The sequence below is a fragment of the Streptomyces sp. NPDC005794 genome, from assembly GCF_042871445.1.
GTDB lineage: Bacteria > Actinomycetota > Actinomycetes > Streptomycetales > Streptomycetaceae > Streptomyces.
Genome location: NZ_JBIAIN010000003.1, coordinates 27,956 through 50,038, shown reverse-complemented (window position 1 = coordinate 50,038; position 22,083 = coordinate 27,956). Strand labels below are relative to the sequence as shown.

Genomic DNA, 22,083 nt, shown 5'->3' with positions numbered 1-22,083 from the left:
GACATGCGCCGCTACGGGAAGAACCCCGACGAGGACGACATCCGCGTCCGCCCCAACCCCAAGGGCAACCGGCCCCGTACCCACACACGTCCCAAGCACGAGGACGCCCAGGACGGCATGGTCCTGACCGTCGACCGGGGCAGGCTGACCTGCCTGGTCGACGACCGTACGGTGATGGCCATGAAGGCCCGCGAACTGGGCCGCAAGGCCGCCGTGGTGGGCGACCGGGTCTCCCTGGTGGGTGACCTCTCCGGCGCCAAGGACACCCTGGCGCGCATCGTGCGGATCGGCGCGCGTACCTCGGTGCTCCGCCGCACGGCGGACGACGACGATCCGTTCGAGCGGGTGGTCGTCGCCAACGCCGACCAACTGGCCATCGTCACCGCGCTCGCCGATCCCGAACCCCGCCCGCGCATGATCGACCGCTGCCTGGTCGCGGCGTACGACGGCGGGCTCACCCCCCTCCTGGTGCTGACCAAGTCCGATCTGGCGTCGGCGGACAAGCTCCTGGAGGCGTACACCCCGCTGGGCGTCCCCTACGTCGTCACCAGCCGCGAGGAGCTGGAGAACGGCGACGCCGCCGACCAGGTGCGAGAGCTGCTGAACGACCGGGTGACCGCCTTCGTCGGACATTCCGGGGTCGGCAAGACGACGCTGGTCAACGCCCTGGTGCCCAAGGACCGACGGCGGACCACCGGGGTGGTCAACGCCGTCACGGGACGCGGCCGGCACACCACCACCTCGGCGCTCGCCCTGCCACTGCCGGACGGCCTCGGCTGGGTGGTCGACACCCCGGGTGTGCGGTCGTTCGGACTGCACCACGTCGACCCCTCCCGGGTCATCAACGCCTTCCCCGATCTTCAGCCGGGCACGGAGAACTGCCCGCGTGGCTGTACCCATGACGGCCAGGAGCCGGAGTGCGCCCTGGACGCGTGGGTCACCGAAGGGCACGCCGATCCGGCGCGGCTCGATTCGCTGCGGAGGCTGCTCGCGACCCGGGAGCGGCGCGAGGGGGACTGAGGAGGGCGCCGGACGCCGGACTGCCCGACTCGCGCACGTTTGCGTGCCCCCATGGCTGGTAAGGGCATAATCGCGCAAGCGAGACGAAGCGTCACCTACGTGGGAGGCACCGGACGATGGCGTGGTTGCTGGTCGTGGTCGCTGGACTGCTGGAGACCGGCTTCGCCGTGTGTCTGAAGCTTTCGCACGGATTCACCCGCCTCTGGCCGACGATCGCCTTCTGTGCGTTCGCCCTCGGCAGTTTCGGTCTGCTCACGATGGCACTCAAGAAGCTCGACGTCGGCCCGGCGTACGCGGTGTGGACGGGCATCGGAGCGGCGGGAACGGCGATCTACGGGATGATCTTCCTCGACGACGTCGTCTCCACGCTCAAGCTGGTGTCCATCTCGCTGGTGATCATCGGTGTGATCGGTCTGCAGCTGTCCGGTTCGGCGCACTGAGCGACGGGGCCCGTCACGGAGTCCGCCGGCACCAGCGTGTACGAGAGGGCGAGCCGGAGCGCGATCTCGCAGGGAACTGTCAAGGTCCGCGCACCGCCGGCACGGCCCGGGAACGGCCCGCCCCCGCACGGGGCCGTGTAGCCCGGCCGGGTGGCGGTGGATACTGTGACGGCATGCCCGACTACCACGATGATCTGCGCCTGGCCCACGTACTGGCGGACGCCGCCGACGCGGCGACGATGGACCGGTTCAAGGCTCTGGACCTCAAGGTCGAGACCAAGCCGGACATGACGCCGGTGAGCGAGGCCGACAAACACGCGGAGGAGCTGATCCGCGGGCATCTTCACCGGGCGCGACCACGCGACGCGATCCTGGGCGAGGAGTACGGGATCGAGGGCACCGGCCCCCGGCGCTGGGTCGTCGACCCGATCGACGGCACCAAGAACTACGTCCGCGGTGTCCCCGTCTGGGCGACGCTGATCTCCTTGATGGAGGCGGGCGAGAACGGCTTCCAGCCGGTGGTCGGCGTGGTGTCGGCCCCCGCCCTGAACCGCCGCTGGTGGGCCGCGAAGGGCGCCGGCGCCTTCTCCGGCCGCAGCCTGACGTCCGCGACGCGGCTGCACGTGTCGAAGGTCGAGCGGATCGCGGACGCGTCGTTCGCGTACGCCTCGATGACCGGCTGGGAGGAGCAGGGCCGGCTCGACGGCTTCATGGATCTGACGCGGGCGGTCTGGCGCACGCGTGGGTACGGGGACTTCTGGCCGTACATGATGGTCGCCGAGGGTTCGGTGGACATCTGCGCGGAGCCGGAGCTCTCCCTCTGGGACATGGCGGCGAACGCGATCATCGTCCAGGAGGCGGGCGGGCAGTTCACCAGCCTGGACGGGGTCTCCGGCCCGGGCGGCGGCAACGCGGCGGCGTCCAACGGACTGCTGCACCACGAACTGCTCGGCTACCTCAACCAGCGCTACTAGCCACCCGGGGCAGAGGTACGCCGAAGGCGGGCGCCCGCCCCCTTGTTGAGTCCCCTTCCGGGTGCGACTCCGAGAGTCCCCCACTTGTGAACTTGTGAAGTGCCTCACGAAGGCCGCTTCGCACGGCACTTCTCGAAGGAGGTGGCTCCTTACATGCTTGTCCGTGACGCCATGAGCACCCTGGTCCTCACCATCGGCCCGGCCCACACGCTCCGGCAGGCGGCCCGGCTGATGTCGGCCCGCCGTATCGGAGCGGCTGTCGTCCACGACCCGGACACCTGTGGTCTCGGCATCACCACCGAGCGCGACATCCTCGACGCGGTCGGCGCCGGACTGAGCCCCGACGTCGAGACCGCGTCCACCCACACCACCACCGACGTGGTCTTCGCCTCTCCCGGCTGGACCCTCGATGAGGCCGCGGAAGCCATGACGCACGGCGGCTTCCGGCATCTGATCGTGCTGGACGGCGACGGCCCCGTCGGCATCGTCTCGGTGCGCGACATCATCAGGTGCTGGGCGCCCGCCCGGCGGTCCCGCGCCGAAATGGCCCTCTGACCGGCGCTCCAGGCCCCGGCGGGTCCCGACCGCGAACGACAGCGGGCCGGACCCCCGGAGAACCTCCCGGGGAATCCGGCCCACCACCGACGGCAAGGGCTACTGGCCGCGCAGGGCCTGGACCGCGACCTCCAGCCGCTTGCCGAAGTCTCCGTCGGCCTGACGGAAGTTGTTGATCGCGCGCTCGGCGATGTCGTCGCGCGAGACCTTGGAGATGAACCCGGAGAGGTTGTCGATCAGCCGGGCCTTCTCGTCCTCGGACATCAGCCGGTAGAGGTTGCCGGCCTGCACGAAGTCGTTGTCCTCGGAGTGGACCGGCGTCTCGTGGTTACCCGTGCCGCCCGTGACCGGGAGGGGCTGCCAGAGCGGCCGGTCCGTCTGGGCCGGGCCGCCGAAGCTGTTCGGCTCGTAGTTCTTCGCACCCTTGTGACGGCCGTCGTACAGGTAGCCGTCACGGCTGTTGGTGCGCGCCTCGGTGGCGTGCGGGCGGTTCACCGGCAGGTGGTCGGCGTTGACGCCGACGCGGTAGCGGTGGGCGTCGCCGTACGCGAAGAGGCGCCCCTGCAGCATCTTGTCGGGGGACGGGCCGATGCCGGGCACGAAGTGCGCCGGACTGAAGATCGACTGCTCTACCTCGGCGAAGACGTTCTCCGGGTTGCGGTTGAGCTCCAGCTTGCCGATCTCGATCGGCGGGTAGTCCGCGTGCGGCCACACCTTGGTGAGGTCGAACGGGTTGAAGCGGTAGGTCGCCGCATCGGCCGCCGGCATGATCTGGACCTGCACGGTCCAGCTCGGGAACTCTCCCCGCTCGATGGACTCACGCAGGTCGCGCTGGTGGCTGTCCGGGTCCACACCGGAGAGGCGCACGGCCTCCTCGGCGGTGAGGTTCTCGATGCCCTGGTCGGTCTTGAAGTGGTACTTGACCCAGAAGACCTCACCGGCCTCGTTGTTCCACTGGAACGTGTGCGAGCCGAAGCCGTCCATGTGACGGTACGAGGCGGGAATGCCCCGGTCACCGAAGAGCCAGGTCACCTGGTGCGTGGACTCGGGCGACAGACCCCAGAAGTCCCAGACGTTGTCCGCCTCCTGCGAGCCGGTGTACGGGTCGCGCTTCTGGGTGTGGATGAAGTCGGGGAACTTGATGGCGTCCCTGATGAAGAAGACCGGGGTGTTGTTGCCGACCAGGTCGTAGTTGCCCTCTTCGGTGTAGAACTTCAGCGCCCAGCCACGGGGGTCCCGGGCCGCGTCGGCGGAGCCGAGGTTGCCCGCAACGGTGGAGAAGCGCAGGAAGGTCTCCGTCTGCTTGCCGACCTCCGAGAGGAACGCGGCCCTGGTCCACTGCGAGACGTCGCGGGTCAGCGTGAAGGTGCCGTAGGCACCGGCACCGCGGGCGTGCACGACGCGCTCCGGGATGCGCTCGCGGTTGAAGTGGGCGAGCTTCTCGAGAAGCGCCTGGTCCTGAACGAGAACCGGTCCACCCGGGCCGGCGGTCTCACTGTTCTGATTGTCGGCTACCGGAGCGCCGGCCTCCGTGGTGAGCGGTCCCTGAGTCACGCGCGCCTCCTGCGTCGGTGTCCTGCACAGCGTCGTTCCCTGTGCAGCCTGTTCTCGGCCGCAGCCTGTCCTTGGCCAATACGTCACCGATCCTACAATGGACTTTGTCCAAGTCAAACAGTCATCTAAAGTCACACCTACTCGGAACTCGACCTTCCCACTGTTAGGCTGGGGCCCATGAGTGACCTCCTGGAACGACTCCGTGGACGCGGCTGGCGCATGACGGCACAGCGGCGCGTGGTGGCCGAGGTTCTCGAAGGGGACCACGTGCATCTGACGGCGGACGAGGTCCACGCGAGGGCCGTCGACCGGCTGCCCGAGATCTCGCGGGCCACCGTCTACAACACACTGGGCGAGATGGTCTCCCTCGGGGAGGTCATCGAGGTCTCCACCGACCGCCGGGCGAAGAGGTACGACCCGAACGCCCACCGCCCCCACCAGCACCTGGTGTGCGGGCGCTGCGGTGCGATCCGGGACGTGCACCCGTCCGGCAACCCGCTGGCGGACCTGCCGGACGACGAGCGCTTCGGTTTCACCGTCTCCGACGTCGAGGTGACCTACCGCGGGATCTGCCCGAACTGCGCCGCCACGGCCTGAGGATGCGCCACGCACCGGGCCGCCCGCACGTCTGACGCGGACGGCCCCTCGGTAACCGGCGTACGACAGTCGGCACACGTCGGCATACGACAGAGGCCCGGATCCTTGCAAGGATCCGGGCCTCTGTCTTTCAGTAGCGGGGACAGGATTTGAACCTGCGACCTCTGGGTTATGAGCCCAGCGAGCTACCGAGCTGCTCCACCCCGCGTCGTTGTGATTGCAACTCTACGGGACCCTGCCGACCAGCGCAAACTCATTCCCCGGCCACCCGTGCCCAGCCCTGAGCCGACCAGTGCGCGGTCACGCGGTGAGCTCCTGGTGCAGCGCCTCCAGCAGCCGTGCGGCACGCTCGGCCACCTCCGCCGGCCCCAGCTCGACCGCGCGGGCGCACCAGCGCTGCCCCTCGGTGAGCTCACCGCGGCGGGCGGCGAGCAGCGCGAGGCGCAGAGCGGCCCGGCCGTGCCCGTCGTTGGCGGCGCGGCTCCACCACAGGGCCGCTTCGCGCTCACTGCCCTCGCGGGCGAGCAGCAGGCCGAGGTTGAATGCGCCGTTGCGGCTGCCCGACTCGGCGGCCTCTCGGTACCAGCGCGCCGCGCTCGCCATGTCGCCGCGTGCGGCCGCGAGCATTCCGGCCCTGACCTGGGCACGGCGGTGGCCCTGCCCGGCCGCCCTCTCGTACCACTCCTCGCACTCGGTCTTCTCCGGCATCGCCTCTCCCAGCGCGGGAGGTCCGGGCGCCGGCTGACGCAGGTCGAGGACGCCGGCCAGGCGGAAGGCGGCCTCGGCGCTGCCGCCGCCCGCGGCGCAGCGCAGGTGGCGCTCGGCCTCCCGCTCGTCGCCGTCCCGCAGCAGAGCCATACCGACCTGGAGCGCGGCATCGGTGTGCCCGGCCGCCGCTGCCCGCTGGTACCAGCCGAGCGCCGTGCGGTCCTCGTCCCGTCCGGCGTGCAGGATGCCGAGATTGAACGCGGCGTCCACGCTGCCCGCCTCCGCGGCCTTGGAGAACCAGGGCTCGGCGCCGGTCGCGTCCCCCGCCTGGAGCAGGAGAACGGCCAGGGCGTTCGCCGCTTCACGGTGCCCGGCGTAAGCGGCCCGGCGGTACCACTGCTCGGCCTGAGCGATCCGCTCCTGGGCGGCGCAGAGCAGACCGAGGTTGTACGCGCCGTTGACGTCACCGGCGTCCATGGCGGCGCGGTACCAGCGTTCGGCGGTCTGCTGCTCACCCCTGGCCGCGTGCAGGGCGCCCAGCGCGTTGGCGGCATTACCGTCACCGTCCTGGGCGGCCCGCAGCCACCACACGGCCGCGCTCTCCTCGTCCCCCGCGTCGCGCAGCAGGAAACCGAGGGCGCAGGCCGCCCGGGGCTCGCCTTCCTTGGCGGCGGTGAGATACCAGCGGCCGGCCTCCTTCAGCTCGCCGCGCTGCTCGAGGATGGCTCCGAGATGCAGGGCGGCACGACGGTGCCCGCGCGCTGCGGCCTGGCGGTACCACTGCTCGGCCTCGCCCATCCGTCCGGCATCGGGCCCCGCGACGGGGCTGTCCCGCCTCGCCGGCATACCGGGGTCCAGCCCTCGTCGGCCTTCGCCCACGACGCGCCCCAGGCCGAAGGCGTCGTGCGCGTCGCCCACGGCGTTGCGCTCGATCGTCCGCGCCAAGCGGTACGCGGCCTCCCGGTGTCCCTGCTCCGCGGCGGCGCGCAGCCAGCGCGCGGCACCGCCGTCACCGCGGTGCTCCAGCAGATCGGCCAGTGCGTACGCGCCCAGCGCGTGCCCCTGCTCCGCGGACTGCCGCAGCCAGTACTCGGCGCCCGGCTCGTCCCCGCGCTCACGGAAGTGGCGCCCGAGGGCGTGCGCGGCGGCGGCGGACCCTGCCACGGCGGCGATGCGCCACCACCCGGCCGCCTCGTCCGCGTACCCCCTCTGATGGAGGAGCACCCCGAGGTTGTTGGCCGCGGCCCGGTCCCCCTCGGCCGTAGCCGCGCGCAGGTGGGCCTCGGCGCCGTCCAGGTCGCCGCGGCGCAGCAGGAGAGCGCCGAGGACGCTCATCGACACCGGGTCACCGGCTTCCGCGGCACGCCGGTGCCGCGCCTCGGTCTCGTCGGCGTGGTCCGGGGTCTCCGTGGTGTCCGTGCTCCCGACGTCGTCCGCGCCGGTGTCGGAGCTCTCGGCGGCGTCGGCCGTGTCAACGACATCCACAGCGAAGACGGCGGCCTCGCGAGCGCCGTCGGCGATGGCAGCGGTCCCGGCCAGGGCAGCGGCGAATGCCATATCTGCCACGTTTTCCGTCGTCCGGCCGCGTCGCTGCACAAACCGCCCTGTCTCCAACAGAGTTGCCCTGTCCCCCATAAATACCATCGTCGCACCACCCGCAACCCGCGTACACCTGGTAAAACCGCGACCAGTGAGGTCACTTCAGCGTTTTGTCGACATGCCCACAGAGAGACAAGTGAAACACGATCGAGCCCAACTCATGCCCTGCGAACCGCACTTCACTCCGACAACTTGAGAAAACGCCTCACGGCATGACGAAGGCCCGGATCCCAAAGGATCCGGGCCTTCACCTTTCAGTAGCGGGGACAGGATTTGAACCTGCGACCTCTGGGTTATGAGCCCAGCGAGCTACCGAGCTGCTCCACCCCGCGTCGTTGTGTTCAAACAGTACCACGACGCGGGGTGGACCTTTCTCAGCTGCCCTGGTCGTCGCCCTCCGGCTTCGTGGCACCCTCGGCACCTTCGGTACCCGAGGCTCCGCCGGCTCCCTCGGGCTGTGCCGCCGCGGCCCTCTCGAGAGCGTCCTGAAGGTCCGACTGGGCCTTGCCGTAGGCCTCCCAGTCCTGCTCCTTGAGAGCCGCCTCACCCGCCGTGTACGCCTTCTGGGCGTCCGCGATGGCCTTCTTCAGAGCCGCTTCCCCGGTGGCCGGGGGCTCTGTGGTGTCGCCCGGTGGCTCGGTCGGCTCCGTCGGCGGCGTGGTCGTATCGCCCTCGACCCCGAAGACCGCGTTGAGCGCCTCCCCGAGACTGTTCTCGAAGACGATCTTCGACCCGTACGAGGCGGCCACCTTGCGCAGCAGCGGATAGTTCTGCGTGCCACCGCGCGTGTAGACCGGTTCGATGTAGAGGAAGCCTCCGTCGAGCGGCACGGTCAGCAGATTGCCGTACTCGATGTCCGAGTCGGTGCCCTTGAGGTTTCTCACGAACTCGGCGACGTCGTCGTTGCCGTTGAGCTCACTCTGTACCTGGCCTGGGCCCTTCACGGTGGTGGTGACTCTCAGCAGTCTGATCGTGCCGTAGTCCTCGCTGGCCGCGTCCGCGTCCACCGCCATGAACGCCCCCAGGTCGGGCCGTCCCTTCGGTGTGAACGTCGTGGTGAGCGAGAACTTCTGCTCGTCCTGGCCCGGCATCTTCATGCTCAGGTAGTACGGCGGAACGGCCCCGGGCTCCTTGTTCGTGGGGTCGTCCGGCACCTGCCAGGCGTCACTGCCGCTGTAGAACTGCGCGGGATCCTGCACGTGGTACCGCGTGAGCAGCTCACGCTGGACCTTGAACAGGTCCTGCGGGTAGCGCAGGTGCTCCATCAGCTCCTGCGGGATGTCGTCCTTGGCCTTCACCGTCCCGGGGAAAGCCTTGCGCCACGTCTTGAGCACCGGGTCCTTGGTGTCCCACTCGTAGAGCTTCACCTTGCCGTCGTACGCGTCGACAGTGGCCTTCACCGAGTTGCGGATGTAGTTGACCTGGTTCTGCTGGGCGACGACCGCGCGCTGGTTGGTGGTCAGCGAGTCGGCCGTGGTGTCACCGAGCGTCGTACGCGAGGCGTACGGATAGCCGTTGGTCGTGGTGTAGGCGTCGACGACCCACTGGATCCGCCCGTCCACGACCGCCGGATAGGCGTCACCGTCGATCGTGAGCCAGGGCGCCACCGCCTCGACCCGTTCCTTGGGGGTGCGGTTGTACAGAATCCGTGAACCGTCGCCGATGGCTCCCGAATACAGTATCTGCGGCTCGCTGAACGACACGGCGTAGGCAGCGCGATTGAAGGCGTTGGAGAGACTGACCCCGCTGTCGCCCTTGTAGCTGGTGGTCTTCTCGCCGTCCTCCTCGTAGTCGAGCTCCTTCTGGGGCCCTCCGACGATGGAGTACTGCTCGGTCTTCTCGCCGTAGTAGATCCGCTGCTCGTGCTTCGGCAGCTCGCCGGAGGTCGGCAGGCCCGACTCGGTGAAGTCCGGGGAGCCCGTCGGGTTGGTGCCCGTCGTGGTGCCCCGGGCCGCGATGGCGCCGTAGCCGTGGGTGTAGGTGAAGTGGTCGTTGATCCAGTTCCGCTTGGGGAGCCCGTCGAGGTTCAGCTCGCGCAGGCCGATGACGGTGTCCTGCTCCTTGCCGTCCTCGCCCTTGTAGCGGTCGACGTCCAGCGTCTTGGGGAACTGGTAGTAGTTCCTCTTCTGCTGGAGCTGCTGGAAGGCCGGGGAAACGACGTTGGGGTCCATCACCCGGTAGCTGGCAGCCGCGTCCGCGCCGGCCCGGAGCTTGGCGTCGTCCGTGGTCGTGCTCTTGCCGGAGTAGTCGTCCACCTTCGCGTCGTCGATGTCGTAGGCATCTCGTGTCGCGTCGATGTTCTTCCGGATGAACGGCGCTTCCTTGGCCTGCTCGTTGGGCTGGACCTGGAACTTCTGCACGATCGCCGGATAGAGGCCGCCGATCAGGATCGCCGACAGCACCATCAGGCCGAAGCCGATCACCGGCAGCTGCCAGGTGCGCCGCCAGAGGGTCGCGAAGAAGAGCAGCGCGCAGATCACGGCGATGCAGAACAGGATCGTCTTCGCCGGCAGATAGGCGTTGGCGTCGACGTACCGCAGGCCGGTCCAGTTGTCCGTGGCCTTGAAGTCACTGGACTTCACGGCCAGGCCGTACCGGTCGAGCCAGTACGCCACGGCCTTCAGCGCGACGAAGATGCCGAGCAGCACCGAGAGATGACCGGTGGCCGCACCCGTCGCCCGCGCGCCGGGGCTCGTGATCCGCAGCCCGCCGTAGAGGTAGTGGGTCAGCGCCGCCGCGATCAGCGACAGCACCACCGCGGCGAAGCCGAATCCGAGCAGGAAGCGGTACCACGGCAGGTCGAAGGCGTAGAAGGAGACGTCCAGCTTGAACTGGGGATCCTTCTGCCCGAACGCCACGCCGTTGACGTACATCAGCCAGGTACGCCACTGGCCCGACGCGGAGGCGCCTGCGATCAGCCCGACGAGCGCGGTGACCGCGAGCAGCACCCACTTCTTGTACGGGGCGACGCTCATCCGGTAGCGGTCCAGGCTCTGCTGCTCCAGCGACATCGCGCTCAGCGGCGGCCGGAGCCGGTGCGCGAGCCAGATGTTCACACCGATGGCGACGGCCATCAGCAGTCCGAAGACGAGGAACAGTCCGATCTTGGTCCACAGAGTGGTGGTGAAGACAGACGAAAACGCGACCGACCTGTACCAGAGCCAGTCCGTCCAGAACCCGGCGAACATGACGAAGGCCATGGCGAGAACCGCCAGGACACCCAATGTCATGAGCAGGGTACGGACGCGCCGGGACGGGCGGCCGACTCTGATCCGTGGCCCGGTCGGGCCTCCGCCGCGGTCCGGCATCTGGAAAGCCAACGTGCGCACCTCGAAGTTCGCGGTCGTGTGAAGCAGGCCCAGCGATCGTAGAGCCCACCTATGCAACTTACTGAGGCTTTACCTAGTTCCCGTTCCCGGGGCATAAGGAGGCAGGATATTGAGCATGCCCAACGTTTCCCCCTCAGGCCCTCCGATGGCCGCGAGTCCACTCACCGTCGCCGTCCTCGAAATCGACGCCTATGCCGCAGGTCTCGGCTGGGACCAGCCGGCCAGGCTGTTCGCCCTGGTCGACACCGCCCGGCTGCGTGCCCACGAGCCGGGCCTCGCCGCTCAGCTGGGCCTCGACGACACCGCTTCCACGACCGCCACTCTCACCCCCGTCGAGCAGGAGGAGCTTCCCGCCGGCACCGCTCTGGACGAATTCCTCGCCACGATCGCCTGGCCCGACGCCGTGGTCGGTTGCGCCATGACCGTGGAGCGGATGATGCTGCCGCCGTCCGCGGAGGCGTCCGTGCCGGACGGCCTGACCGATGCCCAGCTGACCAAGTGGGTGGCCGAGCACCCGGACCGGCAGGAGGTGCGCATGACCGTGGCGGTGCTGCGGGACGGGGCGCGGGACTCCGCCGTGCGACTGCGGGAGAAGGACTCCCCGACCGAGGTCCTGACCGGTGCGGGACTTGTCCCGGGGCTGGCCGAGGCACTCGCGGCGACCTTCGAGTCCTGATCCCTCCGGCGGGGGCCGGCCTCAGCTCGCCGAGCAGCTCGGCAGGCCGGCCGTGTCCCCCGCCCGGATCTTCTCCAGGGACTTCTTGGCGTCGTCGAGGGTCTTCACCCTCACCAGGGTGAGGCCGCTCGGGGTGTCGGAGGCCGCAGCGGCGCAGTTGTCGTCCGGGGTCAGGAAGTACTCGGCGCCCTCGTCGCGTGCGCCGACCAGCTTCATGTTGATCCCGCCGATGGGGCCGACCTTGCCGTGGTCGTCGATGGTGCCGGTGCCGGCGATGAACTCGCCGCCCGTCAGCTTTCCGGGCGTGAGCTTGTCGATGATGCCCAGCGAGAACATCAGCCCGGCGCTCGGGCCGCCGACGTCGGCCAGCTTGATGTCGATCTCGAACGGGAACGTGTGGTCCGTCCCTGCCTGGATCCCGACGATCGCCCGGCCCTCCGAGGGGTTCGACGGGTCCTCGGGCGCCTTCCGCGTGGTGAGGGTGACGTCCTGGGAGCCCTTGGGCTCCTTCCCCGCCTTCTCGGCGGCAGCCGCGGTCTTGGCGGGGATGACCGTGAAGACGACGTCCTCGCCGGGCTCGTGCTTCGTGACGAACTTCGCGACGTCCTCCGGCTTCTCGACCTCCGCGCCGTCGACGGCCTTGATCACATCGCCCGCGTGCAGCACACCCTCGGCGGCGCTGTCCTTGACGACCGTGGAGACCACCACACGGGCGGTGACGGGGATCTTCAGCTCCTCCAGGGCGGCGACCTTGGCGCTCTCCTGGGACTGGCTGAACTCCTCGGCGTTCTCCTGTGTCGATTCCTCTTCGGTCTTGCCGTCCGGGTAGAGGGTGTCGTGCGGCACGACCACGCTGTCATGGGCCAGCCAGCCGTAGACGGCCTCGGCGATGTTCATGTCGTAGTCCGCGCCGGTGACACGAACCGTCGTCATATTGAGGTTGCCGGAGGTCGGATAGGTCTTGTGACCGCTGATGTGCAGAACCGGCTCGCCACGGGCATCGCCGAGCGTGTTCACCGTCGGTCCGGGAGACATCTCCGAATACGGAACGCGAATCAGCACGCCTGCGCAGAGCAGCGCGATGAGGATGAGGGTGGAGGCGAGCATCGTCGCGGTGCGGCGTGGCATGGAACGACAGTACGGGAACGGCCTGTCGGTGCACCGTCGGGGCCGGTTCGTGCGGGAAGCCGTGCGGTGCGGAATTCGCGACTGCGTACAGCTGCGGAGTCTCAGACGGCCTCGGAACCGGAGTGCGATTTCTCCATCGCATCACGGAACCTGGCGTAGCCGGCGAGTTCGGTGACATCACCGGTCGTTCGATTGCGGGCTGCCCACCCTCCCCATATCGCTGCGCCGAGAGCAGCTATAAGCGGAATCAACAGCCAAGCGAGTGCTGCCATCACGACCTCCCTACCCCATGAGCGACCGCAACTGACGATCAGAAGATTAACCACCTGCAGGAGCAACGCTCGTGGCAGGGGTGCGGTTACGCAAATCGGGGCTGATGCCCCGGGGGGCGGTTTGCGCTCAGCAGGCGCCGACCCACTCCTCCGTGCCGTCGGAGAAACGCTGGTGCTTCCAGATCGGGACCTCGTGCTTGAGGTCGTCGATCAGCTTGCGGCAGGCGTCGAAGGCCTCACCCCGATGGGCGCAGGAGACGGCGACGACCACTGCCAGATCGCCTACACCCAGTTCACCCACTCGGTGGACGGCGGCCAGCGCCCGCACCGGGAACTCCGCCACCACCTTCTCGGCCACTCTGCGGAGCTCGTCGACGGCCGTCGGATGACAGGAGTATCCGAGGGCGCCGACGTCCTGCCCGTCGTCGTGATTGCGCACCGTGCCGACGAAGAGCGCCATGCCTCCCGCCGCGTCGTCCCCGACCGCGCGGAAGATCTCGTCGACGGAAAGAGGGGTGTCACGGATGTCCAGGAGCCGGATGGGATCCTGGGCCGCCTGCTCGCCGGGGTGGGTGTGGGTGCGTGCCATAGAGCCATGGTGCCGCACGGCACCGACATCCTGGAACAGCGTGTTCGACCGGTGGCGGGCCGTCCGGCTTGGAGCCTCCTACCAGGCGGGGAGGCCGGACCGCCGTCCGCCTAGAAACGACGGCGCGCCTTGCGGGCCCGTCGCACCAGCGCCGCCGTGCCGAGCAGCGCGACAGTCGCCCCCGCGGCACCCGCCGCGGTGGCGTCCTTGCGGCCGAGCCGCCGGCCGGCGACCGTGTGCCGCCCCTCGACCTCTTCCAGGAGCGCTGCCAGGACCTCCTCGTTGGTCCACCGGGGGCGCCAGCCCGCGTCGTGCAGCCGGCTCACACTGACCACCCAGGGGTGCATGGTGTAGGCGAGATCGCCCGCCGGTGACGGTGTGAGACCGATCCGGTGCAGCCGGGCAGCAGCGCCGAGGGCGACGGCGGACGGCAGCTCCATACGGCGCACTCCGGAGAGCTCCTCCACCTCTTCCTGCTCGAGCCAGCCGTCGCAGCCGACCGCGAACTCCCCCTCGATCTTTTCGAGAGCCGCGTACTCCAGGGCGCTCACCAGGTCGTCGACGTGGCAGAACTGCCAGGCCGGGCGTGAGCCCGCGACGACGAGGAGCCTGGGGGACTCGAAGTACCGGGTGAGCGCCGTGTCCGTACCGCCGACCAGGACCGTCGGACGCACCACCGTGACGTTGAGGCCGGGGTGGGCGCGGGGTGCGCGGCGGCCGAGCCTTTCGATCTCCAGCAGGTCGCCGACACCGGTGGCCTCCGCGGTGGCCCGCAGTTCCGCGTCCTCGGAGAGCGGGATGTCGTTGTCGGGCAGAGCCCCGTAGACCATCGCCGAGGTGCACAGCACGACCCGGTGGACGCCCACGGCCGCCGCCGCGGTCAGCACGGTCTGGGTACCGCGCACGTTGTACGCGGTACGGGCGGCGGGATCGGTCTCCAGGTCGAGGTCGAGGGCCATGTGCACGACGACGTCCGCGCCGCGGAGCTTCTCGGCGATGGCGGGGTCGCGTACGTCCAGGATGTGCCACGTGGCCTCGGAGACGTCGCCCCGGCGCTCGTCGATGGCGATGACCTGCTTGATCTCGTCGGATGCGGCGAGGTGGGCGGTGAGCAGCTCACCGACGCCGGTCGCGGCACCGGTGACCGCGACGACGGGGCCGCGGCTTCGGGAAGAATTTTTCGTGGGCTTGCTTTCGGGCGAGGGGTCGGCCAGGTTTCGCGCTGCGCGAACCTGCGGATCTGGGGAACTCACCGGGCGTCTCCAGCGGTTGTCTTCAGTACGTACCCGAATGACGCGTACGTACCAGGTGGCGTCCATCCTGCCGCAGGCCGGGAGCCGGCGGAGCACCGAGGGCCCGAGCGGTCTTTGGTGTCTACGCTGGATGGTGATGTCGGGCAGTCGCCGTCGGTTCGAGCCGGCGGCCCTACGAGCCGAGGAAACCCGTGAGTGACACCCCATTCGGATTCGGCTTTCCGCCGGAGGAGCCGGAAGACGGCGACGAAGGCAAGAAGAAGGACCCCACCGGTGGTGGGCAGGGCTCGGGCGGGCCGGCGAACCCGTTCGGCTTCGGGCCCGGCGCGGGCGGGGACAACCCGTTCGCCGCGATGTTCGGCTCGATGAACCCGAACGACCTGGGCGCCGCCTTCCAGCAGCTCGGCCAGATGCTGAGCTACGAGGGCGGTCCGGTCAACTGGGACATGGCCAAGCAGATCGCCCGCCAGACGGTGTCGCAGGGCACCACGGACGGCAGCAAGGACGCGAGCGTCGGCCCCACGGAGCGGGCTTCCGTCGACGAGGCGCTGCGTCTCGCTGACCTCTGGCTGGACGGCGTGACATCGCTCCCCTCGGGTTCCGTCTCGACGGTGGCATGGAGCCGCGCCGAGTGGGTCGAGGCCTCGCTGCCCGCCTGGCAACAGCTGGTCGACCCGGTGGCCGAGCGTGTCGGCCTGGCCATGGGCGACGTACTGCCGGAGGAGATGCAGGCCATGGCCGGCCCGCTGATCGGCATGATGCGGTCCATGGGCGGTGCCATGTTCGGCCAGCAGATCGGGCAGGCCGTGGGCGTGCTCGCCGGCGAGGTCGTCGGCTCGACCGACATCGGCCTTCCGCTGGCGCCGGCCGGTAAGGCGGCGCTGCTCCCGCTGAACGTCGAGCGGTTCGGCAAGGACCTGAGCGTGCCGCAGGACGAGGTGCGGTTGTACCTGGCGCTGCGTGAGGCGGCCCACCAGCGGCTCTTCGCCCACGTTCCGTGGTTGCGCTCGCATCTGTTCGGCGCCGTCGAGGCCTATGCGCGTGGCATCAAGGTCGACACCAGCAAGCTCGAGGACGTCGTCGGTCAGTTCGACCCGTCGCAGCCCGAGCAACTGCAGGACGCTCTTCAGCAGGGCATGTTCCAGCCGGAGGACACCCCGGAGCAGAAGGCGTCGTTGGCCCGTCTGGAGACCGCCCTCGCCCTCGTCGAAGGCTGGGTGGACGCGGTGGTGCACGAAGCCGCGAAGTCCCGGCTGACCTCTGCGGACGCGCTGCGCGAGACGATGCGCAGGCGCCGGGCTTCCGGCGGTCCCGCCGAGCAGACATTCGCCACGCTCATCGGGCTCCAGCTGCGGCCGCGCCGGCTGCGGGACGCGTCACGGCTGTGGGCCTCGCTCACGGACGCCCGGGGCGTCGACGGCCGTGACGGCCTGTGGGAGCACCCGGACATGCTGCCGACGGCCCGGGATCTGGACGACCCGGACGGCTTCGTCCACCACGAGCAGCTGGACTTCTCCGAGCTGGACAAGATGCTCGGCGAAGCGGCGAAGGGCCCGCAGAAGCCCGTCGCCGACGGCCAGGGCGAGGACGAGCCCGGGGACGAACCGAAGAACGACGGCAAGGACGACTCCGGCAAGTGAGCCTGCACGACGACGCGGTTTCGGTACTCAAGAACTACGACGCGGGTGACCCACAGCAGTCGGAGTTGCGCCAGACGTACCTGGGCCATCTGGCCGGGCACCCCGACGGTATGTGGAAGGCGTGCGGAGCCGGGCACCTGACGGCCAGCGCGCTGGTGATCGACCCGGAGCGCGGCAGGGTCCTGCTGACATTGCACAGGAAGCTGCGCATGTGGCTGCAGATGGGCGGGCACTGCGAACCCCAGGACACGACCCTGGCGGCGGCGGCCCTCCGCGAGGCCACGGAGGAATCGGGGATCTCCGGGCTCGCCCTGCTGCCCGGCGGGCCCGTGCGGCTGGACCGGCACCCCATCCCGGCGCCCTGCCACTGGCACCTCGACGTGCAGTACGCCGCGACGGCGTCGGCCGGGGCGGTGGAGCAGATCAGCGACGAGTCCCTGGACCTGCGCTGGTTCCCCTACGACGAGGTGACGAGGGTGGCGGACACCTCGGTCACACGGCTGCTGGAGAGCACCCGCGCACGGCTGGAGCAGAACGGCTAGAACCTGCTGAGGGGCGGTCTCCCGCGGAGACCGCCCCTCACCGCTGTACATACGGCTCAGTTCCAGGCGTTGTTCTGGTTCTGGCCACGGGAACCCTGCTGACCCACGCCGAGCTGGGCCGCGGCCCCCTGGCCGATCTGCGCGTTCTGCGGCGGAAGCACCTCACTCGGCTGGACGAGGGCGAAGCCCTGTCCCAGGAAGCTCAGCTCCCAGCCCTCCCCCGTGTTGCCACGGCGTCGGATGACGCCCGAGGAGTGGGTCTGGGCCTGCATCTGCACCCTCAGCCCGCTCGACCAGGCGACGATCGCGTCGGCGTCGGCATTGACGTACTTGTCGGGGGTGACCTGCATCATCAGTGGCTGGCCGGAGGTCATCAGCGCGACCTTGCCGTTCCCCGAGATGTTGAGCTGGTACTTGCCGGTGCCGGAGATCCCGTACTGGCTGTCCACCGCGATGACCTCGGTGTGCAGCGAGGAGTCCAGCGCGAGGACGTAGGCGCTGTCGACCGTCATGCCCTCGTGGTCGACGTCGACCAGGTGGATGTACTGGGCGAGGTTGGCCAGATAGACCGTGCCCTGGCCCGAGCAGCGCATGAGGTCGAGACCCTCGCCGGTGTTCCCGCGGGCGCGGCGCTGGCCCTGCGACTGGTACTCGCCGTCGAACTCCATGAGCCCCTGGTAGGCGACCATGGCGCCCTTGCGGGCGAGGACGTCGTCGTGGCCGGTCAGCGAGACCCGCAGGAGCTGCGGATTCTGGACGGTGTACCGGTCCTGCGACTGCTGTTCGGTGTGGCTGAAAAGCGGACTCTGCATGATGTGTTTCTCCCCCCGCTCAGTGCCGGATCCGCAGGCGGTCCGTACTGTCCTCGCTCGGCTGGACGACGACGATGCCCTGGCCCGAGAAGGCCATCTGGTACGCCTCACCGCTGCCCCGCCCGATGAGCGAGCTCGCCTTGAAGCTGCGCTTGCCCTTCACCTTGAGGTTCGGGGACCACGCGACCAGGGCGTCGGGGTCGACATACGTCTCGTCCTCGCCCCTGCCGCAGTCGACGACGATCGGTGTGCCGCGCGAGGTGATGGCGACCCATCCCGTGCCCTGGATCCCGACGTTCCACAGGCCCTGGCCGGTGAACTTTGCCAGCCCCTTGACCCGTTCCACACCCCAGGTGAGGTGGCCGTCGAAGGCCAGGAGGTTGGTGCCGTTGACCGAGAGCGAGTCGTTGTCGAGATTGATGACGACCACGTCGGCGCCGTAGTCGGCGAGGTAGAGCAGACCGTCGCCGGCGCACTTCATCAGAGGTGCGCCCTCGCCGGAGATCCACTGCGAGGCGATCTGGCGGACGGCGGGCGGGTTGGGCTCGTACTGGATGAAGCCCTCGTAGGCCACCATCGAGCCGGTGCGCGCGTAGAGGTCCTGGCCGGTGGCCATGGCGACCTTGAGCATCGTGCGGCCGTGATTCTCCATGCGGGCCGTGACGGGGGTCGGGGCGAAGCCCGCGAGTTGCTGTTTCATGACGGGCTCCCTCAGACCTCGTAGGGCTGGACGACGATGAAGTTGCCGGGAGCTCCCCGGAACTGGAGGTTCACGGTCTCCCCGCTGTGTCCCGGGTACGCGTTGCGGCGCAGCCGGACCTGGCTGGACAGGATCACCTGGGAGGCGGACGACCAGGCCACCACGGCGTTGCAGTCCGCGAAGGTGGTCGGGGTGACCGGCAGGACGACCGGGACGCCGTGGGTCTTGATCACGACGGTGCCGGCGCCCTGGAACTGCATGGTGAACAGGGCGCCGCCGGGAATTCCGTGCCCCTCGATCCTGCGGACCTCGTACTGCAGGGACTCGTCGAACGCGAGAACGCTCTCCGCGGAGACGCAGATGCCGTCACCCTGCAGCTCGATGGGATGCAGATGCGCACCTTCCTCGGCGAAGAAGACCTGGCCACGGCCGGTGCAGCGCATCAGCTGCATCTCCTGGCCCGTCGCGTTGCCGACCATGCGGCCCGCGAAACCGGCGCCCTTGTAGCCGAAGTCGACCTTGCCCTGGTACATCACCATGCTGCCCTGGCGGGCGAGCACCGGGTTACCGCCCATCGTCAGGTCGACGCGCATGAGCTGCTGGTTCTGCGAGGTCCAGCGCTGCCCGGTGGGCGCCTCCTTGTACGGCTGCAGGGCTGCCTGCAGGCCTGCGCCGGCGGCCGGAACACCCTGGGGCACGCCCTGCGGCATACCTGGCTGCGTCCCCGGGGGCTGCTGGCCGAACGGTGCCGGGGGCTGCTGGCCGAACGGCGGGGCCGCCGGGGGCTGCTGACCGTACGACGGGGCAGCGGGCGGGGCAGCGGGCGCGGCACCCTGGCCCGGGACCTGTCCGAACTGCGGCTGCTGAGGCGGCTGTCCGTACGGAGCGGGTGCCTGGGGCGCCGGTGCCACAGGTGCCGCGATGGTCGGCGCGGCGTGCATCGGCTGCTGCGGCGGCGCGGGAGCCGGCGCTGCCGGAGCGCCGAATGCCGGCGCGGGCTGCGGAGCCTGCGGGGCGGCCGGAGCACCGAAGGCAGGAGGTGCGGAGGACTGGGCGGGCGGTGCGAACGAGGGGGCGGCTCCCTGGGGCGCTGCCTCGGGAGCTTCCTCGGCGACCTCCCCACCGAAATTCTTGAGGAGCGCGTCGAGTCCGCCGTCGAAGCCCTGACCGACCGCGGCGAACCGCCAGACGTCCTTCAGGTAGAAGTCGCCGAGCATGACCGCGCGCTCGGTGGTGAACTCCGAACCTGTGAAGGCGTACTTCACCACTTCCTCGCCGCCCGCGACGATCCGGATGTATCCGGGGCCGACCTGCGACATCTGACCGGCACCGTCGAGAGTCGCGGTGAAGGACAGCTTGTGGATCTTGGCCGGAATGCGGTCGAGGGTGACGCGGAACGACTCGGTGTCACCGGCCTGGGCGCCGAGGAGCTGAATGGACTCCTCGGGCGATTTCGGCTGATTGAAGAAGATGAAATACCGGTCGTCGGAGAGCTGCTCGTTGGCATCGAGACCGAAGCAGCTGATGTCGAACGTCAGGCCCGGGCCTGCGATCTGCACACCTACGTACAGATCCGTCCCTGCCGTGAGATCACTGATCTTGGCCTTGTGGCCGCGTTGAAATTCCCTGGCCATGCGTAACGACCGTCCCCCATCCCGAAGGTGAATGCGTCGCGTCAGGCTAACCGCAAACCTCGACAACCAGCCAAGTCGGTACAGACCCGGTACAGAATCGGCAACCTCACTCTTCGCGGGCGGCGGGCAACTGTGGAAGCCGGTCGGCGGCCACGACTCCTTCGAGATAGCCACGCGCGCGCTCGGTACGGGGGTACGCCTCCAGGAGCCGCCAGAAACGCGGCCCGTGCCCCGGGACCAGCAGATGAGCCAGCTCGTGGAGGAGGACGTAGTCGACGACGTACTCCGGCATGCCCTGCAGCCGGTGTGAAAGACGGATGCTGCCCTCGGCCGGGGTGCAGGAGCCCCAGCGGGTGTTCTGATTGGTCACCCATCGCACGGAGGCGGGCCGCGCCCGGCCCTCGAGGTACTGACCGGAGAGCCGCTCGCCTCGATCGGCGAGCTCGCTGTCACCGATGACGCGCTTGCTCTCCTGTGCGGCGAGCTTGTCGAGCATCACACCGATCCAGCGCTGCTCCTCGGCCTCCGACATCCGGGCCGGGATGAGCACGATGGTGCGATCGCCCTCCCGGTACGCGGAGACCGTTCTGCTGCGCCGGGTACTCCTGCGGACCTCGACCGCGCTCGTCACCGATGCGCGGGGTTGCTGGGTGGCTGCGCTGCGCTGCCGGCGTCGGGCGCTGCGCGCAGAGGGCTCCCCGGCGAGACCGGGAGAGGAGTCGGCGGGCACGCCACGACGTTACCCGTTGCCGGTGCGGGAAGTCCCGCCTCCGCGACGGTTCGGCATTGATCCACCTCTCTGCTTGCACTATTTAAACGACTAACGCCCCCGCCTGTGGATAACTTTCGGCCCGTTTCGTCGCCACGTTGCATTCTGGCAACAGACCTCGACACCGACCTGGGAGAAGTCATGCATCCGATGCTGAAGCCCGCACTCCGCCGGGCCTGGCGTGGACGGAACACCGTGCAATTCGGTGTGACACCCGCACACGCGGTAACGCTGGGGCCGATGGATATCGCCACCGGCAGCTTTCTGGAACTGCTCGACGGGACACGGGGACTTCCACTGCTCCGCGAAGAAGCCAGGGCCCTGGACCTGTCTGACCGTCATGTGGACATTCTCCTGTCGCGCCTCTCCGAGGCCGGTCTGCTGGACGATCCGGATGCGGGCGGCCCGGAGGCGGACGCCTTACGCCGTCGGGCCGAGACCCTCGAGCGACAGCGCCCCGACGCGGCAGCCCTCTCCGTGGTCCATCCGGCGCCCGGCAGCGGGCTGCGCAGACTCGCGGCCCGGCGCGCGATGCGGGTGCAGGTGCGCGGCGCGGGCAGGGTGGGCGCAGCGATCGCCGCGGTGCTGTCCGCATCGGGGGTGGGCCACGTCGAGGTGCTCGACGGAGGCCGCGCCGAACCCTGGGACGTCGCGCCGGGCGGACTCCCGGCCTCGTCGGTCGGAGAGCGCCGGGACACGGCGGCCCGGCAGTTGGTGCGCAGGTCCGCCGTCGGTGGACCTCCACGGTCGGGCGGGGCCGGCGCGGCTCCGGCGTGCGGCGAACCGGCGCTGTCCCTGATCGTGGTGGCCCCCAGGGACGGCCTCTCCGTCTACGCCCCCGATCCGGATACCGCCGCACCATGGATCGCCTCGGGTACCCCGCATCTCTACGCGGGGCTGATCGAAGCCACCGGAGTGGTCGGGCCGCTGGTGCTGCCCGGAGGCACCGGCTGCGCGGGCTGTCTGGCGCTGCATCGCGCGGAGGCCGACCCTCAGTGGCCGCGGATGCTCGCGCAGTGGAGGTCCGGACGGCGCACATGCGTCCAGGCCTGCGATCTCGGCCTGGCGACGGCGGTGGCCGGTCTCGCCTCGGCCCACGCCCTGTCCTTTCTCGACGGAGAGCTCCCCGCCAGCACGGGGGCACGATGGGAGGCCGCCATGCCGATGCTGGACTGGCGGTCGGAACGGCTGGGCCCACACCTCGACTGCGTCTGTGGGGCCGCCGGGCACACTGAGGTGGAGCTCACCTCGGCGGCCGGCACCACACAGGACACAATGGCCGGGTGACCGCC

The 22,083-nt window shown here is 69.5% G+C and carries 20 protein-coding genes and 2 tRNA genes; 9 read left to right on the top strand and 13 right to left on the bottom strand.

Annotation, left to right across the window (positions count from 1 at the left end; translation table 11 throughout):
- The first annotated feature begins 3 nt into the window (after positions 1 to 3).
- From rsgA to ACFYQ5_RS04920, 4 genes are all read left to right on the top strand, one after another.
- Positions 4 to 1,020, top strand: coding sequence for a ribosome small subunit-dependent GTPase A (gene rsgA, locus ACFYQ5_RS04935; RefSeq protein ID WP_389194214.1), 1,017 nt, complete (start codon positions 4 to 6; stop codon positions 1,018 to 1,020).
- A gap of 116 nt (positions 1,021 to 1,136) precedes the next feature.
- Entirely contained in the window at positions 1,137 to 1,460 is a 324-nt protein-coding gene (locus ACFYQ5_RS04930; RefSeq protein WP_389193233.1) for a DMT family transporter, read from the top strand.
- Between the two features lie 173 nt (positions 1,461 to 1,633).
- Positions 1,634 to 2,434, top strand: coding sequence for a histidinol-phosphatase (gene hisN / locus ACFYQ5_RS04925; protein WP_389193231.1), 801 nt, complete (start codon positions 1,634 to 1,636; stop codon positions 2,432 to 2,434).
- 153 nt (positions 2,435 to 2,587) lie between these two features.
- Entirely contained in the window at positions 2,588 to 2,989 is a 402-nt protein-coding gene (locus tag ACFYQ5_RS04920; protein WP_389193228.1) for a cyclic nucleotide-binding/CBS domain-containing protein, read from the top strand.
- A 99-nt stretch (positions 2,990 to 3,088) separates the two neighbouring features.
- Here the strand turns inward: ACFYQ5_RS04920 and ACFYQ5_RS04915 are convergent, their stop codons facing one another.
- Complete coding sequence (locus ACFYQ5_RS04915) at positions 3,089 to 4,543, bottom strand: catalase (RefSeq protein WP_389193225.1); 1,455 nt, start codon at positions 4,541 to 4,543, stop codon at positions 3,089 to 3,091.
- Between the two features lie 177 nt (positions 4,544 to 4,720).
- On the opposite strand from ACFYQ5_RS04915, the gene ACFYQ5_RS04910 reads away from it, so the two are divergent.
- Positions 4,721 to 5,140, top strand: coding sequence for a Fur family transcriptional regulator (locus ACFYQ5_RS04910; RefSeq protein WP_389193222.1), 420 nt, complete (start codon positions 4,721 to 4,723; stop codon positions 5,138 to 5,140).
- A 134-nt stretch (positions 5,141 to 5,274) separates the two neighbouring features.
- Here the strand turns inward: ACFYQ5_RS04910 and ACFYQ5_RS04905 are convergent.
- The 4 genes from ACFYQ5_RS04905 to ACFYQ5_RS04890 all read right to left on the bottom strand — a co-directional run bounded on the left by ACFYQ5_RS04905 (position 5,275) and on the right by ACFYQ5_RS04890 (position 10,755).
- Positions 5,275 to 5,348: transfer RNA gene (locus ACFYQ5_RS04905), tRNA-Met, on the bottom strand.
- A 92-nt stretch (positions 5,349 to 5,440) separates the two neighbouring features.
- Positions 5,441 to 7,492, bottom strand: coding sequence for a sel1 repeat family protein (locus ACFYQ5_RS04900; RefSeq protein WP_389193219.1), 2,052 nt, complete (start codon positions 7,490 to 7,492; stop codon positions 5,441 to 5,443).
- A gap of 213 nt (positions 7,493 to 7,705) precedes the next feature.
- Positions 7,706 to 7,779, bottom strand: a tRNA-Met gene (locus tag ACFYQ5_RS04895).
- Between the two features lie 42 nt (positions 7,780 to 7,821).
- Positions 7,822 to 10,755: a UPF0182 family protein gene (locus ACFYQ5_RS04890; protein WP_389194211.1), complete on the bottom strand. Its 2,934-nt coding sequence runs from the start codon at positions 10,753 to 10,755 to the stop codon at positions 7,822 to 7,824.
- Between the two features lie 136 nt (positions 10,756 to 10,891).
- Between ACFYQ5_RS04890 and ACFYQ5_RS04885 the strand changes: the two genes are divergently transcribed.
- Positions 10,892 to 11,452: a PPA1309 family protein gene (locus tag ACFYQ5_RS04885; RefSeq protein ID WP_389193217.1), complete on the top strand. Its 561-nt coding sequence runs from the start codon at positions 10,892 to 10,894 to the stop codon at positions 11,450 to 11,452.
- Between the two features lie 21 nt (positions 11,453 to 11,473).
- Here ACFYQ5_RS04885 and ACFYQ5_RS04880 read toward each other — a convergent pair whose 3' ends face one another.
- From ACFYQ5_RS04880 to ACFYQ5_RS04865, 4 genes are all read right to left on the bottom strand, one after another.
- The gene (locus ACFYQ5_RS04880) at positions 11,474 to 12,580 is read right to left on the bottom strand and encodes a PDZ domain-containing protein (RefSeq protein WP_389193214.1); all 1,107 of its coding nucleotides are present in this window, start codon (positions 12,578 to 12,580) and stop codon (positions 11,474 to 11,476) included.
- A gap of 101 nt (positions 12,581 to 12,681) precedes the next feature.
- Positions 12,682 to 12,852: a hypothetical protein gene (locus ACFYQ5_RS04875; protein ID WP_389193211.1), complete on the bottom strand. Its 171-nt coding sequence runs from the start codon at positions 12,850 to 12,852 to the stop codon at positions 12,682 to 12,684.
- Positions 12,853 to 12,979: 127 nt separating this feature from the next.
- Positions 12,980 to 13,441: a molybdenum cofactor biosynthesis protein MoaE gene (locus tag ACFYQ5_RS04870; protein WP_389193208.1), complete on the bottom strand. Its 462-nt coding sequence runs from the start codon at positions 13,439 to 13,441 to the stop codon at positions 12,980 to 12,982.
- Positions 13,442 to 13,551: 110 nt separating this feature from the next.
- Positions 13,552 to 14,694: an SDR family oxidoreductase gene (locus tag ACFYQ5_RS04865; RefSeq protein WP_359472268.1), complete on the bottom strand. Its 1,143-nt coding sequence runs from the start codon at positions 14,692 to 14,694 to the stop codon at positions 13,552 to 13,554.
- 191 nt (positions 14,695 to 14,885) lie between these two features.
- Here ACFYQ5_RS04865 and ACFYQ5_RS04860 point away from each other — a divergent pair, with 191 nt between their 5' ends.
- The gene (locus tag ACFYQ5_RS04860; protein ID WP_389193205.1) at positions 14,886 to 16,334 is read left to right on the top strand and encodes a zinc-dependent metalloprotease; all 1,449 of its coding nucleotides are present in this window, start codon (positions 14,886 to 14,888) and stop codon (positions 16,332 to 16,334) included.
- Positions 16,331 to 16,876 carry an NUDIX hydrolase gene (locus ACFYQ5_RS04855; RefSeq protein WP_389193202.1) on the top strand — a complete coding sequence of 182 codons (546 nt, stop codon included), beginning with the start codon at positions 16,331 to 16,333 and terminating at the stop codon, positions 16,874 to 16,876. The genes ACFYQ5_RS04860 and ACFYQ5_RS04855 overlap by 4 nt, the downstream gene beginning before the upstream one ends.
- A gap of 56 nt (positions 16,877 to 16,932) precedes the next feature.
- Here ACFYQ5_RS04855 and ACFYQ5_RS04850 read toward each other — a convergent pair whose 3' ends face one another.
- The 4 genes from ACFYQ5_RS04850 to ACFYQ5_RS04835 all read right to left on the bottom strand — a co-directional run bounded on the left by ACFYQ5_RS04850 (position 16,933) and on the right by ACFYQ5_RS04835 (position 20,752).
- Positions 16,933 to 17,688, bottom strand: a complete 756-nt coding sequence (locus ACFYQ5_RS04850; protein ID WP_389193199.1) for an AIM24 family protein — start codon at positions 17,686 to 17,688, stop codon at positions 16,933 to 16,935.
- Positions 17,689 to 17,707: 19 nt separating this feature from the next.
- Positions 17,708 to 18,388 carry an AIM24 family protein gene (locus ACFYQ5_RS04845; protein ID WP_389193196.1) on the bottom strand — a complete coding sequence of 227 codons (681 nt, stop codon included), beginning with the start codon at positions 18,386 to 18,388 and terminating at the stop codon, positions 17,708 to 17,710.
- Positions 18,389 to 18,399: 11 nt separating this feature from the next.
- On the bottom strand, positions 18,400 to 20,022 hold the full coding sequence (locus ACFYQ5_RS04840; protein WP_389193193.1) for a TerD family protein: 1,623 nt from the start codon (positions 20,020 to 20,022) through the stop codon (positions 18,400 to 18,402).
- Positions 20,023 to 20,128: 106 nt separating this feature from the next.
- Positions 20,129 to 20,752: a M48 family metallopeptidase gene (locus tag ACFYQ5_RS04835; RefSeq protein ID WP_389193190.1), complete on the bottom strand. Its 624-nt coding sequence runs from the start codon at positions 20,750 to 20,752 to the stop codon at positions 20,129 to 20,131.
- 180 nt (positions 20,753 to 20,932) lie between these two features.
- Between ACFYQ5_RS04835 and ACFYQ5_RS04830 the strand changes: the two genes are divergently transcribed.
- Positions 20,933 to 22,078: a ThiF family adenylyltransferase gene (locus tag ACFYQ5_RS04830; RefSeq protein ID WP_389193187.1), complete on the top strand. Its 1,146-nt coding sequence runs from the start codon at positions 20,933 to 20,935 to the stop codon at positions 22,076 to 22,078.
- Positions 22,079 to 22,083: the final 5 nt, after the last annotated feature.